Consider the following 19,275-nt stretch of genomic DNA (forward strand, 5'->3'; position numbering starts at 1 on the left):
ACTAGTTACATAAATGGAAAGCAAATGGAAGGTGCCTGGCACCTTCCATTTGTTTTCCACTGAGCGATGTATGGTAAAATGAGGGGACGAATAATGGATCATGATATAGAGGTGTAAAGATGAAAACAGTTGTAGTAGTTGGTGGTGGGGTAACAGGTTTAGCTGCCATGTATGAATTACATAAATGGAAACAAGCGAACCAAGCAGATGTTAGGCTTGTTTTAGTTGAGCAGTCAAATGAGCTTGGTGGAAAAATCTGCACAGTGAATCAAAACGGGTTTGTCATGGAAGCTGGGGCCGATTCAATGGTCGCCCGGAAAATAGAGACGATGTCGTTTATTGAAGAGCTCGGTTTGGAGCAAGAAGTTGTCTATAATACGACGGGTATTTCTTTTATCTATACTGACGGCGAGCTGAAGCCGATTCCGGCGGATTCGGTTTTCGGTATTCCGGCAAGCATCGAATCTTTGGCGACCAGCACGCTTGTTTCTGCCGAAGGAAAAGTCGCGGCGTTGAAGGATTTTTATACGAAGAATGAAGGCTTTACGAAAAACGATTCTGTCGGCTCATTTCTTGAACATTGTTTTGGAAAAGAATTAGTTGAAAAACAAATTGCTCCTGTTCTGTCTGGAGTTTATTCAGGCAAGCTTAGTGATTTAACGATATCTTCCACTTTGCCCTACCTGATCGATTATAAGGAACAATACGGAAGCATCATCAAAGGCTTGGAAGCGAACAAACAGAAGTTCAAAGGGGGAGAAAGAAAGTTTCTTTCTTTTAAAAATGGCTTAAATTCGCTGATTAAGGGGTTTGAAGACAAGCTTGATGAAGTGGAAATTTTAAAGAACACGAAAGTAGAAAAAATCGAAACCAGCAACGATGGTTATCAAGTTAGATTAAACAATGAGGAAATTATTGAAGCCGATCATGTCGTCCTAAGTATCCCGCATACGGCGGCTGAAAAAATCCTAGAGGACCCTGAGCTCGACGCAGGGTTTGCAGGATTAAAGAATAGCTCCCTTATTAGTGTGTATGTAGGTTTTGATGTTCCAGATGAGATTCTGCCAGCCGATGGTACAGGCTTTATCACCGCCAACACGGACGAATTATCCTGTAATGCCTGTACATGGACAAGTAGGAAGTGGGAACATACATCCAAGTCTGGGAACTTATTAGTAAGGCTATTTTATAAAAGTAGCCACCCAGCCTTTGCATCACTAAAGGATAGCACCAAGGAAGAGCTGCTTAGGGTTGCACTTGATGACATTCATAAAAGTCTAGGAATCACTGCGGAACCTGTGGCGAGTGAGGTAACTAGTTGGTCTGAACAAATGCCGAATTATTTAATCAATCATCCTAAAAGCTTGCAAGCACTTGAAAGCAAATTAGCGGCCTCTTTCCCAGGGATTTATTTAGCAGGGAGTTCCTATTATGGAGTGGGGATCCCTGATTGTATCGAAAATGGATTTGAGACGGCAAGGAAGATTTCGGAGTTGCTGGCCTAAGCCATAAAAAAGGAGCGTTCATCAATGGATGATTGCTCCTTTTTACTGCTTCAACTCAGGTTCGCCCTTTTAACTTCTCCTGCAATCCTTTCAATCCCCGCATCAACTGTATATATTCTTCGATTTCGATATGACAGTCTAGGATTTCTTCAGCAATCTTATTGGTGATGGCTTGTTTCTCTTTCCGTGCTTTATCTTGTAAAAAAATAAGTACGTTTCTTTCATCGGTCTTTGACCGTTCTTTACGAAGCCAGCCGTTTGCTTCCATTCTTGTTAGCATAGGGGTTAAAGTTCCTGTCCCAAGATTCAAGGTCTGTCCCAACTCTTTTACGGTTACTTCGTCCTTTTCCCATAATGCTAATAGCAGCAAATACTGGGGATAGGTCAAACCGAATGTCTGCAGGACGCTTGTATATAACTTAGTAAATTCACTTGAAGTTTGATAGATGGCAAAGCATAGTTGTTTTTCTAAAGTTAAGAAGTCTTTCATATTTCATCTCCGGATAAATCTTATAATAGTTTCGTTAAATCTGCTTCGATTTTACTTGGCTCAATAGTGGGACCATAACGTTCAACTACCTGACCATTACGGTCAACTAGGAATTTGGTGAAATTCCACTTAATTCTTTTAGATAAGAGACCTCTCTTCTGTTCCTTTAGGTAAGTGAACAAAGGATCGGCCTTGCTTCCATTAACGTCAATCTTTGCAAAGATGGGAAAATTGACTCCGTAGTTTACTTGGCAAAATTCAGTCGTTTTTTCAATATTATCATATTCTTGATTGTTGAATTGATCACATGGGAAACCTAGAATCTCTAAATCTTTGTCACTGTATTTTTCATATAACTCCTGAAGTCCTTTAAATTGGGGAGTGAGGCCGCATTTACTGGCTGTATTGACAATAATCAACGGCTTTCCTTCGTATTCTTTTAAAGATAGTTCCTCACCATTGGGCTTTTTTACTTTAAAATCGTATACATTTTGCATTTGCTCATGCCCCCTCTTATTATTGCAGATCATTCTGATATTATTGTATCGTGTACGATTTAATCTTACACGATTTATTTATGGATGGCAAATATCACTAATTAATTGGGAAAACAGGTATGGAGAGGAAGTTACATGAATTAGATAGAAAACAATAAAGTAGAAGAAGTCGAGGCTGCAGTCCACCAGCTGGTGCCTATGAGTAATTGGGGAGGTGAATGAATAGAAGAAACTACAATTAGGTTAAGCTGAAGGACGTTTTCAAAATATCATTTATCCTCTATATTTTATTATCGAAAACTATGATATGTTTACTGTAAGCCAACCTAAATGGGGCTTGGGAAGGATGTGAAGGTATGAACGACCAGCAATCCGAAGAAATGGTAAAGAACCTAAAAAGGATCGCCGACGCATTAGAACGTTTATCGCCACCACCACAACCTAAGGAGTCTACAGACACAGAAGATGTTAAAGGCTAGTACTTCCCCTTATCGTTCTGATATCTAACGTAGAAACATTCACGTGAGCAGTAAAACTAAATCTTGAAGCACAAAAATGAAAAGCCGCTAATCTGCGGCTTTTTCTTTTGGCTGTTTTTATAATGATTGTTGTTGAAATCCTAAGACAGATTCTAACGTGTGAAAGCTTTATTAAACGCAAAAAAAGTAAGTTCGTTCGAATCTCTTTTCCTTAAGGTTCGGCTTGCCTTAGTGAATTGAAAAGTTAACTTATCTCAACCCCTTTAAAAAGAAGTCATGTCCTAAATTAAGTAACCAGCGAGCGATAGAGAAATAAGCGGAGATTTTCCCGTTAAATTCAGATTAGAGCTCATTTTAGGATAAATAGGGGGAGTTTTTCCGCCTATTCATAGAAAAATTACCTATTTCACGTTTTTCGAATCAAATAAGCGGAATTTCTCCCGCTATTTAAGTTATTTTCAGTGCCGTTTATTAATTAAGGGGAATTTCTCCGCCTATTTATCAGGTCAAAGTGCCTAACTTCCCCCCAACCGATAAGTGACTTTCTTTCTAAGTAGAAAAACTGGAAATAACCTGGATGGTGCCTGGCACCTTCCAGCTCAATGGAACCGTCCAACGGCATCCTCCATTTTGCTAGGTAAAGGTACATTTTTCCAAGTTAGGGATACTCGTCCGGTCACTTTTTACCCTCGTTGAATTTATTGTATTAATGGGATTTAGACAATCTGTTTATCCAAGGGTAAAAATTGATACTTCTGGAGGGAGTGCATGTATGGATCCGAATTATTTGGAAGAATGTGTTGCGAATATAAAGGTTCGTAATTTAGTAGATGAAGATGTCGAGGTGGAGAATGGTTCACCGCTTTTGATGATGGGGAAAGGTCGCCAGGGGGCGGTTTTTCAAGTGACAGATGATATTTGTGTGAAGGTGTTTGGAAATACTGATGATTGTGATCGAGAACATTACGCGTTGATGCTCGGACAAGAGACGAATCTATTTCCGAAGGTACATCACAAAGGTCCGCTCCATATCGCGATGGACATCATTAGAGGAGTCGATTTACGAGAGTACCTTCAATCTCAGCCACTGTCAAAAGAACTTTCGGTCAAATTAATTGAAATGCTCATTACGTTTAAAGAAATAGGCTATGAACGAATTGACCACCACAAACGGCAAGTATATTTGCAAGAGGATGGGAGCCTAAAGGTCATTGATGTTGCACGGACGGTATGGCGCGACCGGGTCTATCCTTATCCTCGTAAACTGTTGAATTCGTTAGGGAAAGATAATAAGGAAGTGTTTTTAGCTCATGTTGAAGAGTTGTCTCCAGCTTTGTATGAAGAATGGAGGCACTATATCCGTATGGAGGAAATCGCTCGTGAAATCTATCAGATTTTGCTAGAGTCCCCGAAAGGAAATGTCGATACGGTAAAAATTTTAAGTGACAAGCTGCTCACAACGGAAGACGAAGAACGTTATGTGGTGCTGATGTCAGGATTAATGCACAAGGTCTTTAAAGAACAGTGGGTAAGAACGATGATGGCACGCGGAAAGGACTCTGACGCCATCATTAAAAAAATCGATAAGCATTGGGATGCGCGCAAGGCTGAATTCAAGGAATTAACCACAACTGAAACCAACGCTCAAGACAACAATACAGATGGCCCACCTAAAAAGGGAAAAGGGAAGCAAGCTGCTAAGTCCAAACGAACTAAGGCAAATAAATCTACGAACAAAGGTAAGGGAAAGAAGAAAAAGTCAAATGGCAAATCAACCACTAGTAAACTAAAAAAGTGGTTAACGTTTGGTTTGCTTTAATTCATTTTATGAAACATGAGGAGGGCCTTAAATGAAAGCGAGGAGAGACCAACATGAAAGTATTGATTATCTGGCGATTGCTCACGGTTGGTGGCGTCAACGCTGGATGGAGGAACCGAGCGATCTATTTTAAGAAGCACGGAATTGAGACAGAATTTCTTTACACGACGGATCATGGTGGCCTTCATATTATGGAGGACGTTGCTCCCGTTTATTTAACCAAGGATGAAGAGGAAATCGTCAATATTATCCGTACGAATCAGTATGATGCCATCATTGTCGTTGACACCGGAAAAGCGTATAAATGGCTGAACAAGGCAGACTACAAAGGGCCAGTTATTATTGAAGCCCGCACACCTGAACTTATTAAACTATCCCCGCATGTAAAATCCTTCAGAGGTATCACTCCGGAAGCGATAATTGTTCCATCCCATTATCAAGAGCGACTGGTTTCGATTTTAACAGACGGTATACCTGTTCATGTGATTTACAATGGCGTCGACACGTCCTTTTTCCGAGCATTGAACTCTGACGAGATTGATTATACCAGCGAGCCGCTTCCACCTGAGAATAAAAAAATCGTCGCTTATATTGGAAGACTAGATAAGCGGAAAAATTGGCCGATGCTTCTTGAAATCGCAAAAAGAATGAAGCAAGAGCGAGAAGATGTGGAGTTCTGGATAATCGGTGGGGCTCAAAGTGTCCAACGTGAGGAGTTTGAGGTTCAATGGAAAGCAGAACAACTAACAGATATCGTTAAATGGTTCCCGGTCATTCCCTATCAACAAATGCCTCATATGTATGCAAAGATTCGTGAATCAGGCGGATGTACGCTGGCGACAACAAAGTCCGAGTCGTTCGGCAATACGTTTATTGAATCGATGGTATGTGGCGTCCCGGTTGTTGCCTCAAGGATGATGCCAGTTACGGAACTAGTGAAGGAAGGGGAAACGGGGAGACTCTATCGTGGGCAAAATGTCGATGACGCTGTAAAGCAGATTCATAGTATTCTAGATGATCCGGTTGCGCATCAGAGGATGTCGGAGGAGGCCATTCAGCGTGTTCATCAGTACTTTTCCATCGAGACGGTGGCGCATCAATATGTTGAGTTGCTAAAAAAATTCGTTCCGACCAATGAAGGTGACAGTGAGGTGAATTCCAAATGATAAAGCCTGTTCGTTATCATAAAAAACTAGAAGGGAAATCGAATGCTCATTTGATAACGTTTGATGATGGCAACGATTATGTCGTGAAATTTTATCAGCCTGGTTGCGAAAAAACGTTACCAAATGAATGGATTGGCTATTGCCTCGCTAGGTATTTGCAATTACCTGTTCCATTCGGGCGGATTGTTGAAATACCGGAAGACTTTCTTGAGACATGTCCACAGGAGAACAGGGAAACGGAGCACAAAACAGAAAGGGGCGAACGCCGCGAGATTCCCTATCAATTTGCCTCCCGATATGTCCCAGATTGTGTAGATGGTCACGAGGTAGCCGAGATTTCGAAGCTGACCAATTCCGCGATGCTAGCAAGAATTATTTTATTCGACTATTGGTTATGGAATCGAGACCGGACCCGAAAGAACATGCTCTTCGAGAAGGAGAACGATGGTGTTTTCGCTTTATGGGCGATTGACCAGGCGGAGATTTTAGGCGGTTTTAATTGGGAACAAGATGATCTCGAATCATTGCCGTCAGGGCTGATTAAAAGTACGGCCCATAAAATGATGACCAGTTTTATTGACAGTGAGGAAGACTTTTACGAACAACTCGAGGTCATCCAAACGATGCCCATCTTATTAATGGAAGAAATCGTCGCCCTCATCCCTGAAGAATGGGGAGTAACAAAAGCGGAAAGAAAATCGATTGTTACCACACTTCTCCACCGTCGACATAAGGTTTTGCCGAAGCAGATGAGGCGTTTCATCCACAAAATCTATCGACCGCTAAAAGAAGAAAAGGGTTCCGTAAAAGATTAGATGAAAAGATAGGAGGACTGGTCGACATTAGTAAAATCTCCTATTAGGTGAATGAAGGATTCATAGGCTACTAGTGCGACCGGTACGTGCCCACTTGACTTACTAGTTTTGAAGTTAATCAAGGAGGGAGAGCGTATGAAAGTTAGAAAAGCAATTATACCCGCGGCGGGACTGGGAACCCGTTTTTTACCAGCGACAAAGGCGCAGGCGAAAGAAATGCTTCCAATCGTCGATAAACCGACGATTCAATATATTGTCGAAGAAGCACTGGCCTCGGGAATTGAAGAAATTCTCATCATCATCGGAAGAGGAAAAAGGTCAATCCAGGAGCATTTTACAAAATCATATGAGCTCGAAGAAATGCTGTTAAAAAAGCAGAAGATGACCACGTTAATGGATATACAAAACATCTCTAGTTTGGTGCAAATTTATTATCTTTATCAAAAAGAACGCAACGGGCTAGGGGACGCCGTTCTCTGTGCGAAAAAGTTTGTTGGCAATGAGCCTTTTGCCGTCTTGTTAGGGGATGACGTGGTTCGAGCGAATACACCTTGCTTGAAGCAATTAATTGGTGCTTTTGAATATAGCAACAGTTCGGTGATTGGCGTCCAAAAGGTTGCCAAACAGGATGTGAGTAAATATGGAATCATTAAACCAAAAGGGATGATGCTGTCCTCTAATCTCCATTTGGTTGAATCTCTAGTTGAAAAGCCAAAAGAAAAGGAAGCCCCTTCCCAATACGGAATTATGGGTCGATACGTATTAAGACCAGAGATCTTTGACATCCTTGCCAACACACCGATTGGTTCAGGAGATGAATTGCAGCTGACGGATGCACTAAATGAATTAGCGCAGAAACAGGCAGTATTCGCTTATGAGTTCGAGGGACAGCGGTATGATATTGGCGATAAATTAGGATTTATAAAAGCAACCATTGATTTTGCGTTAGAACGAGAGGACCTCCGAGAAGAGGTTTTAGCTTTTTTAAAGAGCAAAAATGTACAAGACCCATTGTGTAAGAGCGAGTTGAATTGAGATGAAAGTCGCTATTTTAGGAACAGGGTATGTAGGATTGTCGACAGGAGTTGCCTTGGCAGAAATCGGGCACGATGTGTGTTGCATCGATGTCGATGGTGAAAAAATCAAGCAGTTGAACCAAGCGGTATCCCCGATCTATGAACCGGGACTTGAAGAGCTGCTTATTAGGAATCTAGCTTCGGATAGGTTAAAGTTTACGACCTCACATCGTGATGGGGTCTCGGGAGCGGAAATTGTGATTCTCGCAGTCGGAACACCCCAAGGGGAAGATGGGGCAGCCGATTTAACCTTTCTCGAACAAGCGGCGAAGGATTTGGCGGCCCATCTTGAACCGAATACAATTGTTGTAATTAAAAGCACGGTACCCGTTGGGACGAATGACGAAGTGAAACGAATCATAGAGGCCAACTGTAGTGAGGAAGTTTCGGTTCGAATCGTTTCTAATCCAGAGTTTTTAAGACAAGGTTCAGCGATGAAAGATACGTTGGAGGCAGAACGAATCATTATTGGAAGTGATGATCAAGGGGCGGCTGAAAAGGTGAAAGAAATGTACCGCCCGTTACATGTACCATGCATTGTGACGACGTTAAGAAGTGCCGAGATGATTAAGTATGCATCCAATGCGTTTTTAGCAACAAAGATTAGTTTTATTAATGGAATCGCAAACCTTTGCGAAGCAGTTGGGGCGGATGTGAACGATGTGGCCAGAGGAATGGGGATGGACAAAAGAATCGGTGAGGCCTTCCTGCAAGCGGGGATTGGCTATGGCGGATCTTGTTTTCCGAAGGATGTCAAAGCACTATATCATGCGGCCAAACAATCTGGTAAAGACTTGGGGCTTTTGGCTGAAACGATGAAAATCAATGAAGAACAACGGGTGCTCTTGGTAAAAAAAGCGTTGAACCGTTTTAATGGGAAGTTAACTGGTAAAAAAATCGCGATGCTTGGTCTAGCGTTTAAGCCGGAAACGGACGATATGCGGGAAGCACCTTCGATTGAAATGGCAAAGTTATTGCATGAACATGGTGCCGAGGTGATTGCCTATGATCCGGTTGCTACTAAAAATGCAAAAAAAGTCATCGGGGATCGTGTGAGTTATGCTTGCAGTATCCTTGAGGCAGTAAACGGTGCGGATGCCGTATTGATTGTGACCGAATGGGACGAAATCAAGCAACTTGATGTAGCAGGGTTGGTGGAAAAAATGAAACATCCAATTATCTTTGATGGGCGAAACTGTCTTGATGAAGAAAAAATTCGAGCGTGTCAGAATATCGAATATTATCCTGTAGGTAGACCGGCGATTATCCTGTAAGGTTAATCGCTTTTCCCATTGACAATCTTTGATAAATTATGATATTAATTAATTAAGCGTTTACAATAATATAAATAGGATTGTTACTGCTTTGCAGGCAAAACCTAAGTTTGTGTAAGAATGGCCGACATGGTATTCTTATGTACAAATTTAGGTTTTTTTGTTTTTAAGTAGCGTTTTTCCAGGGGGAGTGAGAAATGAAGATAAATAAAATCCTAAACAATAATGTCGTAGTATCAACGAATGAATCGAATCAGGAAATCGTCGTTATGGGAAGAGGACTAGCTTTTCAGAAGAAGGTTGGAGAATCCATTGATGCTTCTAAAATAGAAAAAACCTTTGTATTGGAAACGCATGGGATTGCTGAAAAGCTGGCGAAAATCCTGCGAGATACTTCTGAACTATATTTGAACATCTCGTCAAAGATCATTGAGTCTGCTCAGTCAGAACTGCCCTATAAACTGGATGAATACCTGTATGTGGCGTTAACCGACCACATAAGCTTTGCGATTAGTAGGCATCAACAAGGAATTCAGTTGAAAAACCCGATGCTCTGGGAAATTCGAAAATACTATAAGCAAGAATATCAGGTCGCTTTAAGAGCACTTGCTATCATAAAAATAGAAACTGGAGTTGAGCTTGGAGAGGATGAGGCTGCTTCCATTGCTTTGCATTTAGTAAACAGCCAGATTTCGGGTGAAAATATGGCATCTGCTGTTCAAGTTACTGAAATGGTGAATACGATTTTAAATATTGTAAAATACCATTTTAAAATGGAGTTGGACGAGAGTTCGGTTAACTATGAACGTTTTTTAACCCACCTTCGTTTTTTTGCGGTTCGCTTTATTCGGAAAGAAAAATTGGAAGATACGGTGGATTTATTTCTTTATGAACAGATTCAACAAAAGTATCTCGATGCCTACCGATGCACGAAGAAAATCACAACCTATTTAGAAAATCATTTTAAGTGGAGTCTATCAAAAGATGAAGAAATCTATTTAACCTTGCATATTCATCGGGTGACCAACCGTCATAAATTCGAGTGAGTGGAGGCGTTTTTTGCCGTGGAGGGAACTGAAAATAGACTTTTAGAAACATTAAAATTTTTTTAAAAATAAATAAAATACTTTTATTGAAAGCGTTGACATGGGCGAAAAAGCCATGGTATCTTTTACTCACAGAAACAAAAAAAACAAATATCCTTCGAAGGAATGTTACCTCTTTTGGGCATAACCTGATCCGATTTGAAGCACACTCACCGTGTGCCACGTACACTCTTTGTGTGTCGTGTAATCAAATTGGCTCAGGTTTTTTATTTGCAAAAAATACACTATAGAAAGCAGGAGTCAATTATGAAATACGAACAATTGGCGAAAGACATCATCTCGAATGTCGGCGGAAAAGAAAACGTTTCCAGTGTTGTTCATTGTATTACCCGTCTTCGATTTAAACTAAAAGACGAAAGCAAAGCGAATACAGATGCTCTCAAAAAAATGGATGACGTCGTGACAGTCATGAAAAGCGGCGGACAATATCAAGTGGTTATTGGGAACCATGTTCCGGATGTATACAAAACGGTTGTCGCAGTTGGAGGATTTGAAGGAGCTGGACAAGTGGATCAAGATGAGGATCACGGGGAAAAACAAAATTTATTTAATCGTTTCATCGACATTATTTCTAACATCTTTACACCTGTCTTAGGATTGCTTGCGGCAACAGGTATTATCAAAGGTTTAAACGCCCTATTCCTTGCACTGGGTTGGTTGGAAAATACGGATGGTACGTACCTATTATTGAACGCTATTGGTGACGGTTTCTTCGTGTTCTTGCCGATCTTCTTGGGTTATACAGCCATGAAGAAATTTGGTGGAACACCCTTCCTAGGTATGGCAATTGCGGCCGCGTTAGTTCACCCAAGCCTAGTTGGGATTAAAGCTGGCGAATCGATTATGACAGTTTTTAGTGGAACATTATTTGAATCGCCAGTACAGATTACCTTCTTAGGGATTCCGGTCATCTTAATGAGTTATACTTCTTCGGTTATTCCGATTATTTTAGCAACATTCTTCGCAGCGAAAGTGGAGAAGAGGCTAGCAAAAGTTGTCCCGGCAGTTGTTAAATCTTTCGGGGTTCCATTCCTTACATTGATCGCAATCGTACCATTAACATTTTTAATCATTGGTCCAGTTGCTACTTGGATTGCTAATTCACTTGGTCAAGGAGCGTCATTCATTTATGAAGCAGCTCCGCTTGTTGCAGGATTAATTTTAGGTGCCTTATGGCAAGTGCTCGTTATCTTTGGTGTTCACTGGGGATTAATACCAATCTATTATAATAACTTGGCTGTAAACGGTTTCGATACACTGATTGCCATGACAATCCCAGCTTCTTTCGCCCAAATTGGTGCGGTGCTAGGAGTGTTAATCCTAACTAAGAACCAAAAATTAAAGTCATTAAGTATTCCAGCGTTTATTTCAGGTTTATTTGGAGTTACTGAACCAGCAATTTACGGAATAACTTTACCACTTAAGAGACCATTTATTATGAGCTGTATTGCTGCTGGAGTAGGTGGAGCCATTATGGCAATATCAGGAGCAGCTCTATATTCTGCAGGACCACTAGGAATATTTAAAATTCCTACGTTTATCCATCCGGAAAATGGGATTGATGCAGGTTTCTGGGGAATGATTGTTTCCTTATTAGTCGCATTTGGTTTGGGACTTGTCCTTACACTCCTTTTTGGTGGCGTTAATAAGAACGCAGAAACAGCAGAAACAGAAGAGAAAAATGAAGAGATTCTAAGTCCTATTAAAGGGGAAGTTGTTTCTTTAAGTATGGTACCAGATCAATTGTTTGCATCCGAAACAATGGGTAGAGGTGTTGGAATTGTCCCAACGGAGGGACGAGCTGTATCTCCAGTGAATGGAGTTGTAACAACTCTTTTTAAAACAAAACACGCTATTGGGATTACATCTGAGAATGGAATTGAAATTCTAATTCATATCGGGATGGATACGGTTCAATTGGATGGGAAGCATTTCACTGCTCATGTAAATCAAGGTGATAAAGTAAATGTAGGTGATTTGTTAGTTGAGTTTGACATTGAGAAAATTAAAGCAGCTGGATACCAAATTGAAACGCCTATCATCATTACAAACAGTGAAAATTATGGAGAAATTGAATCAACAAATAAGAAAAATGTAAAAGAAAAAGACTTGTTAATGAAAACGAGTTTAGTAAATCCGTTGGAAAATGACAAGGCATCCTGAAAGTAATAGGGAAAGTAGTGATTATAAAAAATGATATGGTATCCGAAAGATACCATATTATTTTTTTAGACATAAGTGGAGGGTTGGATTATGAAGTATGCTAATGCAAAAAAATTTCCTGACAATTTTCTGTGGGGAGCATCAACTTCAGCTTATCAAGTTGAAGGGGGAGCGGGCCAGGACGGCAAGGGACCATCTGTCATTGATATAAAAAGAATTCCAGAAGGAACAACTGATTATAAAGTAGCAAGTGATCATTACAATCGATACAAAGAAGACGTGGCATTATTTGCCGAAATGGGATTTAAAACTTATCGTTTTTCCATTGCTTGGTCCCGTATTTTTCCAAACGGAACAGGTGAAGTCAATCAACAGGGAATCGAATTTTACAATAATCTTATCAATGAACTATTAAAATACGATATTGAACCTTTGGTTACGATGTACCATTTTGATTTACCGCTTTCCCTTCATGAAAAAGGAGGCTGGGGAAATAGGGAAACCGTTGACGCCTTTGAGACCTATGCTAAAACATTATTTGAATATTACGGTGACCGAGTGAAATATTGGCTTACGATTAATGAACAGAACATGATGATTTTACATGGTTCAGCCATTCTTGGAAGTGATGTTAGCAAAAAGGAACTGTATCAACAAAATCATCATATGTTGCTCGCCCAAGCCAAAGCGATGGTTTTGTGTCACAATATGCTTCCTAATGCGAAGATTGGACCTGCACCGAACATTTCCTATATTTATCCTGCAAGTTCCAAACCAGAGGATATGCTCGCGGCGAATAATTTTAATGCCATTCGCAACTGGTTGTATCTAGATATGGCAGTATACGGCCGTTATAACCATGTTGCATGGAGTTATATGGAGGAACATGGATACACGCCAACTATACTAGACGGTGATATGGAAATGCTTAGAAATGCCAAACCTGATTTTATTGCATTCAACTATTATACATCAAAAACCGTGGCGGAAAGTAAAGGGGACGGTCAGGATGTAAACAACACAGGTGATCAAGAAATTGTCATTGGAGAAGCTGGTGTCTATAAGGGGCATACAAACGAGAATTTACCTAAAACTGAGTTTGGTTGGGAAATCGATCCAGTTGGATTCCGAATAACGTTTCGTGAAATCTATAGCCGTTATAATCTTCCTTTGATCGTAACCGAAAACGGGCTTGGAGCCTTCGATCGTTTGGAAGAGGACGGGACGGTTCGTGATACCTACCGAATCGAGTATTTGCGGAAACACATCGAGCAAATTCAATTGGCCATTTCGGATGGTGTTGAAGTGTTTGGATACTGTCCATGGGCTGCAATTGACCTCGTAAGTACTCACCAAGGTTCTAAGAAGCGATATGGTTTTATTTTTGTCAATCGTGATGAATTTGATTTAAAAGACATGAAGCGAATTCGAAAAGAAAGCTTCTATTGGTATAAAAAAGTGATTGAAACTAATGGTGATGATTTGAAATAATATTTAACCTTGAAAAGGCTATGTTAGCAATTACTGTACTTTACTGAAGTAATTAAACTAATAATCTGTCATTAATTAGTAAAACAATTATATTATAGAAGGAAAGCGTCATCTCGCTTTCCTCCATACATAAAGAGAGGAGTTTTTTACATGTCAAATACTCCATTTCCGAAAGGATTTTTATGGGGCGGAGCCCTTGCAGCAAACCAGGCTGAAGGTGCTTATCGCGAGGGAGGTAAGGGGCTGACAACGGTCGACCTCCTTCCGACCGGGCAAGGGCGCAGGGAGATGATGAAAGGTAAAATTGATTCATTAGAGCCAGTAGAAGGCTTATTTTATCCTTCGCATGAAGCAATTGATTTCTACCATCGCTATAAAGAGGACATTGCTCTGTTTGCAGAAATGGGTTTTAAGGCTTTGCGTGTTTCTGTATCTTGGGCCCGAATTTTTCCTAATGGGGATGATCCATCCCCAAATGAAGAGGGCCTGAAGTTTTATGATGACTTATTTGATGAACTATTAAAATACGGAATCCAGCCCGTAGTGACGATTGCCCATTTCGATGTTCCTGTTCACCTAGTCAAAGAATATGGTAGCTGGAGAAACCGGAAGCTTGTTGAGTTTTTTGAGACCTATGCTACTACTCTATTCAGTAGGTACAAAGACAAGGTAAAATACTGGATGACCTTTAATGAAATCAATATGCTCCTTCATCTTCCATTTGTCGGTGCTGGCCTTGTTTTCAAACAGGGTGAAAATGAGACACAAATTAAGTATCAGGCAGCTCATCACCAGCTTGTCGCGAGTGCGCTGGCGGTAAAAGCATGCCATGAAATCATTCCGGATGCGAAAATCGGCTGTATGCTTGCAGCAGGAATGACCTATCCGTATACATGCCATCCTGAGGATATCTATGCTGCGGTAGAAAAAGACCGCGAATCCTTTTTCTTCATTGATGTTCAATCTCGTGGAGAATATCCTGGTTATGCCAAACGGTTTTTTAAAGACCATAACCTGAAGATTGAAATGGAGCAGGGAGACGAAGAGCTATTAAAGAACCATACGGTGGATTATATCGGATTCAGTTATTATGCAAGTCGTGCAACTAGCACAGACCCTGAAGTCTTAAAGAATATGACGAGCGGGAATGTGTTTGGCTCTGTTGCAAATCCTTTTCTTCAAAAATCAGACTGGGGCTGGACGATTGATCCAAAAGGCTTCCGAATTACCGCAAATCAACTATACGATCGCTATCAAAAGCCTTTATTCGTTGTTGAAAATGGGCTAGGAGCTATCGATGAGGTAACTGCTGATGGGGAAATTCATGATGATTACAGAATCGAATACCTCAGAAAGCATATCGCTGAAATGGGAGAGGCTATCGAAGACGGAGTCGAGATTATTGGCTATACAAGCTGGGGACCGATTGATATTGTTAGTGCCTCTACTGGCGAAATGAAAAAGCGTTATGGCTATATCTATGTCGATAAAGACAACGAAGGCAATGGTTCTTTGAATAGAAAGAAAAAGAAGAGTTTCAACTGGTACAAGCAAGTAATTGAATCAGATGGAACGAAATTAGACTAACTAGAGATAATGTTTCAAAATACACAAGCTTTAATGAGTGAAAGTCTTTAATATCAGAAAAATGTTTTTAGGATTGTTACTGGTAAGCAGGCAAAACCTAAGTAAGTATTGGATCTTTGTTTTAAATGGTCCTGCTTATTTAGGTTTTTGTTTTGGTTCATATTAGGGAATGTGTTATGAACTAAATGTAGTTTTTGTGAGAGACTATGTACGCTTTAAAATAAATCCTTATAATAAAAGGAGTTATTATCATGGTAGAACAAACATTTACGGTTATCGACTCAACAGGTATTCATGCTCGTCCAGCAACAACTTTAATTCAGGTAGCAGGGAAATTTGATTCAGAAGTTAAGCTCGAACATAAGGGCAAATCAGTGAATCTAAAATCAATTATGGGTGTTATGTCCCTTGGGATTGGACAGGGTGCGGAGATAAAAGTCATTGCAGAAGGGCCAGATGAGCAAGAGGCATTGACTGCGTTACAAGAAGCTTTTAAAGCAAATGGACTTGCTGAGTAATTGAAATAGTTGAAGGGAAGGAGGGAATTACGGTGCATAATCCGAAAAAATTCCCAGAAGGCTTTTTATGGGGAGGGGCAACGGCTGCCAACCAGGTGGAAGGTGGATTCAATGAGGGAAATAAGGGTCTAAACATTGCCGATGTTCTTCCTGGTGGGAAAGAGCGGTTGAAATTATTACTAGAACCTGGATTTGATTTTGAAGTGAATAAAGAGAAGTATACATATCCGAATCACGAAGCAATCGATTTTTATCATCGGTACAAAGAAGATATTGCCTTATTTGCGGAAATGGGGTTTAAGGTCTTTCGGATGTCCATTGCCTGGACGAGAATCTTTCCAAATGGCGATGAATTAGAACCGAATGAAGAGGGTTTGGCTTTTTATGACCGTGTATTTGATGAGCTTCATAAATACGGAATTGAGCCAGTTGTGACGATCTCTCATTATGAAATGCCCGTCAACCTTGTTAAAGAGTATGGGGGTTGGAGGAGCCGGCAAGTCGTTACGTTCTTTGAAAGATATGTGAGTGTCATTTTTAATCGCTATAAAGGAAAAGTAAAGTATTGGTTGACTTTTAATGAGATTAACAGTGGTTTGCATTTTCCAATTATGGGTCTAGGTTTTGCCATTCAGAAAGAGTCTGATAAATATCAATCAACTTTCCAAGCTTATCATCATCAGTTTGTGGCTAGCAGTACCGCCGTGAAGCTCTGCCGAGAACTAATGCCAGATGCCAAAATTGGTTGCATGATTTTGTATGCCCCAGTGTATGCTTATGATTCTAATCCTGAAAATGTCTTGTATGCTCTTCAGGAACACCAGCTGTTCAATTACTTTTGTACGGATGTCCAAGTTCGCGGGGAATATCCAGCTTTTATCAAACGCTATTTTAATGACTATGATATTCAGTTGGAGATTCAGGAAGGGGATTTGGAATTAATTAAAGAAAATACGGTTGACTATATTAGCCTTAGTTATTATATGTCTCGAACGGAAAAAGTGGATAAAACAGAAGAAGAGAAAGGTCAAGGGAACATTCTATCAGGTGTTCGGAATCCTTTCCTTGAAGCGAGCGAGGAGTGGGGCTGGGAAATCGATCCTACGGGTTTGCGTACTTCCTTAAATCAGTTGTATGGCAGGTATCAAGTGCCATTATTTGTTGTGGAGAATGGACTAGGAGCAAGAGATGAAGTAGCATCAGACGGTTCTATAAAGGATGATTACCGGATTGATTACCTACGTAACCACATTAAAGCGATGGGTGAAGCGATGGAAGATGGGGTTGAATTAATGGGCTATACTCCGTGGGGATGTATTGACCTAGTGAGCATGTCTACAGGAGAAATGTCGAAGAGATATGGCCTTATTTATGTCGACAAACAGGATGATGGAAGTGGCACTCTGGAACGGAAAAGAAAGAAGTCTTTTTTCTGGTATAAGGATGTTATTGCTTCTAATGGGGAAGTGCTTTAAATAGACTTTGTAGCGTGATAAAAAGATAACACTCTTGATTATTCCAAGGGCTAGGAGGAAGCAGAAGAACTGTCCCTATTCTTCCTTGCCCATTTTTTATATCTGAGTGTTTCTGCTACTCCGAAGCTTACAACAAAGCAGAAGATTCCAAATGGATAGTCTGGTTCATCTACCATCATTTCAGCTAGAAGTAACCCGAATAGAAAGGCTATGGCTACGAGGATATATTGTTTAAATCTGTATCTAAAGTAAACCTGCACTAGATATCGATCTCCTTTCTATGTATGAAACTTAATATTACCATAATTTAGAATATATGTGGGTAGCATTTAAACCAAGGCCTCCATTCCGTTAAGGAATGGGGGTTATTTTTTCACTATAAAAACAACCAAAAATTTCAAAAAAATAGCTTGATTGGATCTTCGAGACGCAGTATTATTAGTTAGATATTTCGTGACTAGAAATAATTTAGAATGGGAAGAAGAGTGACAGATGAACAGTCGTTCTAATGTGAATCAGTTGAACGAGAAGAATAGTAAACTGAATGGTGCTGCCACGACCATCGTGTTATCGATGAGTAATAATTACTTTGCTTTATTTGCAATTAGTGTACTTGGGGCGACGAATTATCAGGTTGGATTGATTAGTTCCTTGCCGCAAATTGTTGGGATGATTGCGATGGTGCTTGGAACGATTTTGATGGGAAGGCTAGAGGAAAAGAAAAAATTCACAAGCTTTTCATTCCTTTTCACTCGAATCTTTTTACTCGGGATGTTTATGGTGTTGTATCTCCCTGAAGACTATCGTGCATGGGTGTTTGTCATCCTTGTGGGGTTGATGAATCTTCCCGGATCGTTCGCGAACCTTAGTTGGCAGTCCTTTATTGGCGACTTAGTCCCGGACAGTCGTCGGAGTGGTTTTTTTAGTGAGCGGAATCGGGTGCTAACGATCGCTGGGATGATTACCACTTTGTTGATTGGATTGGCGTTGCAGATGTTTCATCCAAGTAATCCGGTTCCTTATCAGGCATTGTTTATCCTCGCGTTTATGTTTGGGCTCATTGAAGTCTATTTTTTAAATCGTCATATTGAGGTAAAAAAACAAAAGGCGATCGAAAAAAAGAAGCTTCATTTTGGTTGGGATGCCTATAAGCATAAACCGTTTATCTATTTTTTAATTGCAGGTTTGTTCTTTAACTTCGGTTGGCAAATGGCTTGGCCGCTGTTCAATATATACAATATTAATGTTGCTCATGCGACGGGGTTTTGGATTAGTTTATTTACAGTCGGCAATCAAATTGGTCAGGTGATGAGTTTCAAATGGTGGGGCAAAATGGCGGACAAATATAGCAATGCGAAAATGCTTGCTGTGTGCGCCGTTGGGATGGCTGTCGCGCCAACGATGAATATTCTTTCCACGAACCTAATCTACTTGACGATGGTCAATGTCTTTAGTGGGGTTTTTGTTGCAGGGACGATTCTGCTGTTGTTCAATCAGCTCCTTGAGGTGACAAAGGAGGACAATCGGAGTAGTTGTATATCTCAATATAACATCCTTCTCGCAATTGTCGGTTTTGTCGCCCCGCAGGTTGGGGTATTTCTGCTTGAACAGACTAGTATGAACATTGCCATGAATACTTCGAGTCTATTGAGATTGGCTAGTGGTGCAGTCTTTTTGGTGTTCTATGTATATGTTAGGAAACAAAAGGTTTTGCAAAGGAATGGAGGTCAACCTGTTTAAAGGCAACATAGGGACGGTTCTTCTGCTTCCTTGGAAGCAGAAGAACCGTCCCTAAAAAATGTGGTGATTATTTC

Annotated in this window: 17 protein-coding genes; 14 read left to right on the top strand and 3 right to left on the bottom strand. The window is 40.5% G+C overall.

Going from position 1 to position 19,275, the window contains the following annotated elements:
- The first annotated feature begins 119 nt into the window (after positions 1-119).
- Positions 120-1,505: a protoporphyrinogen oxidase gene (hemG, locus tag BMX30_RS06790; protein WP_090742644.1), complete on the top strand. Its 1,386-nt coding sequence runs from the start codon at positions 120-122 to the stop codon at positions 1,503-1,505.
- A 55-nt stretch (positions 1,506-1,560) separates the two neighbouring features.
- Here the strand turns inward: hemG and BMX30_RS06795 are convergent, their stop codons facing one another.
- Positions 1,561-1,995 (bottom strand): MarR family winged helix-turn-helix transcriptional regulator, encoded by a 435-nt coding sequence (locus tag BMX30_RS06795; protein WP_090742646.1) that lies wholly within the window; start codon positions 1,993-1,995, stop codon positions 1,561-1,563.
- Between the two features lie 20 nt (positions 1,996-2,015).
- On the bottom strand, positions 2,016-2,492 hold the full coding sequence (locus BMX30_RS06800; protein ID WP_090742649.1) for a glutathione peroxidase: 477 nt from the start codon (positions 2,490-2,492) through the stop codon (positions 2,016-2,018).
- Between the two features lie 356 nt (positions 2,493-2,848).
- Here BMX30_RS06800 and BMX30_RS24055 point away from each other — a divergent pair, with 356 nt between their 5' ends.
- The 12 genes from BMX30_RS24055 to BMX30_RS06855 all read left to right on the top strand — a co-directional run bounded on the left by BMX30_RS24055 (position 2,849) and on the right by BMX30_RS06855 (position 17,461).
- Positions 2,849-2,971, top strand: coding sequence for a hypothetical protein (locus tag BMX30_RS24055; protein ID WP_280139938.1), 123 nt, complete (start codon positions 2,849-2,851; stop codon positions 2,969-2,971).
- Between the two features lie 772 nt (positions 2,972-3,743).
- Positions 3,744-4,790, top strand: coding sequence for a hypothetical protein (locus BMX30_RS06805; protein WP_211482056.1), 1,047 nt, complete (start codon positions 3,744-3,746; stop codon positions 4,788-4,790).
- Positions 4,791-4,843: 53 nt separating this feature from the next.
- Positions 4,844-5,956, top strand: a complete 1,113-nt coding sequence (locus BMX30_RS06810) for a glycosyltransferase family 4 protein (protein WP_090742652.1) — start codon at positions 4,844-4,846, stop codon at positions 5,954-5,956.
- Positions 5,953-6,771 carry a HipA family kinase gene (locus BMX30_RS06815; RefSeq protein ID WP_090742655.1) on the top strand — a complete coding sequence of 273 codons (819 nt, stop codon included), beginning with the start codon at positions 5,953-5,955 and terminating at the stop codon, positions 6,769-6,771. Before BMX30_RS06810 ends, BMX30_RS06815 begins: the two co-directional genes overlap by 4 nt.
- Before the next feature lie 135 nt (positions 6,772-6,906).
- Positions 6,907-7,806: a UTP--glucose-1-phosphate uridylyltransferase GalU gene (gene galU, locus BMX30_RS06820; RefSeq protein WP_090742658.1), complete on the top strand. Its 900-nt coding sequence runs from the start codon at positions 6,907-6,909 to the stop codon at positions 7,804-7,806.
- Between the two features lies 1 nt (position 7,807).
- Complete coding sequence (locus BMX30_RS06825) at positions 7,808-9,121, top strand: UDP-glucose dehydrogenase family protein (RefSeq protein WP_090742661.1); 1,314 nt, start codon at positions 7,808-7,810, stop codon at positions 9,119-9,121.
- A 197-nt stretch (positions 9,122-9,318) separates the two neighbouring features.
- The gene (gene licT, locus BMX30_RS06830; RefSeq protein WP_090742664.1) at positions 9,319-10,167 is read left to right on the top strand and encodes a BglG family transcription antiterminator LicT; all 849 of its coding nucleotides are present in this window, start codon (positions 9,319-9,321) and stop codon (positions 10,165-10,167) included.
- Positions 10,168-10,473: 306 nt separating this feature from the next.
- On the top strand, positions 10,474-12,390 hold the full coding sequence (locus BMX30_RS06835; protein ID WP_090742667.1) for a beta-glucoside-specific PTS transporter subunit IIABC: 1,917 nt from the start codon (positions 10,474-10,476) through the stop codon (positions 12,388-12,390).
- A gap of 90 nt (positions 12,391-12,480) precedes the next feature.
- Entirely contained in the window at positions 12,481-13,881 is a 1,401-nt protein-coding gene (locus BMX30_RS06840) for a glycoside hydrolase family 1 protein (protein WP_090742670.1), read from the top strand.
- Between the two features lie 150 nt (positions 13,882-14,031).
- Positions 14,032-15,468, top strand: coding sequence for a 6-phospho-beta-glucosidase (gene ascB / locus BMX30_RS06845; protein WP_090742673.1), 1,437 nt, complete (start codon positions 14,032-14,034; stop codon positions 15,466-15,468).
- Between the two features lie 251 nt (positions 15,469-15,719).
- Positions 15,720-15,986, top strand: coding sequence for a phosphocarrier protein HPr (locus BMX30_RS06850; protein ID WP_090742675.1), 267 nt, complete (start codon positions 15,720-15,722; stop codon positions 15,984-15,986).
- A 32-nt stretch (positions 15,987-16,018) separates the two neighbouring features.
- Positions 16,019-17,461, top strand: a complete 1,443-nt coding sequence (locus BMX30_RS06855) for a glycoside hydrolase family 1 protein (protein ID WP_090742678.1) — start codon at positions 16,019-16,021, stop codon at positions 17,459-17,461.
- A 50-nt stretch (positions 17,462-17,511) separates the two neighbouring features.
- Here BMX30_RS06855 and BMX30_RS06860 read toward each other — a convergent pair whose 3' ends face one another.
- Positions 17,512-17,721 (bottom strand): hypothetical protein, encoded by a 210-nt coding sequence (locus BMX30_RS06860; RefSeq protein ID WP_090742681.1) that lies wholly within the window; start codon positions 17,719-17,721, stop codon positions 17,512-17,514.
- Between the two features lie 232 nt (positions 17,722-17,953).
- Here BMX30_RS06860 and BMX30_RS06865 point away from each other — a divergent pair, with 232 nt between their 5' ends.
- Positions 17,954-19,201, top strand: coding sequence for an MFS transporter (locus tag BMX30_RS06865; RefSeq protein ID WP_090742684.1), 1,248 nt, complete (start codon positions 17,954-17,956; stop codon positions 19,199-19,201).
- Positions 19,202-19,275: the final 74 nt, after the last annotated feature.

Origin of the sequence: Mesobacillus persicus (assembly GCF_900109925.1) — a bacterium.
GTDB lineage: Bacteria > Bacillota > Bacilli > Bacillales > Cytobacillaceae > Mesobacillus_B > Mesobacillus_B persicus.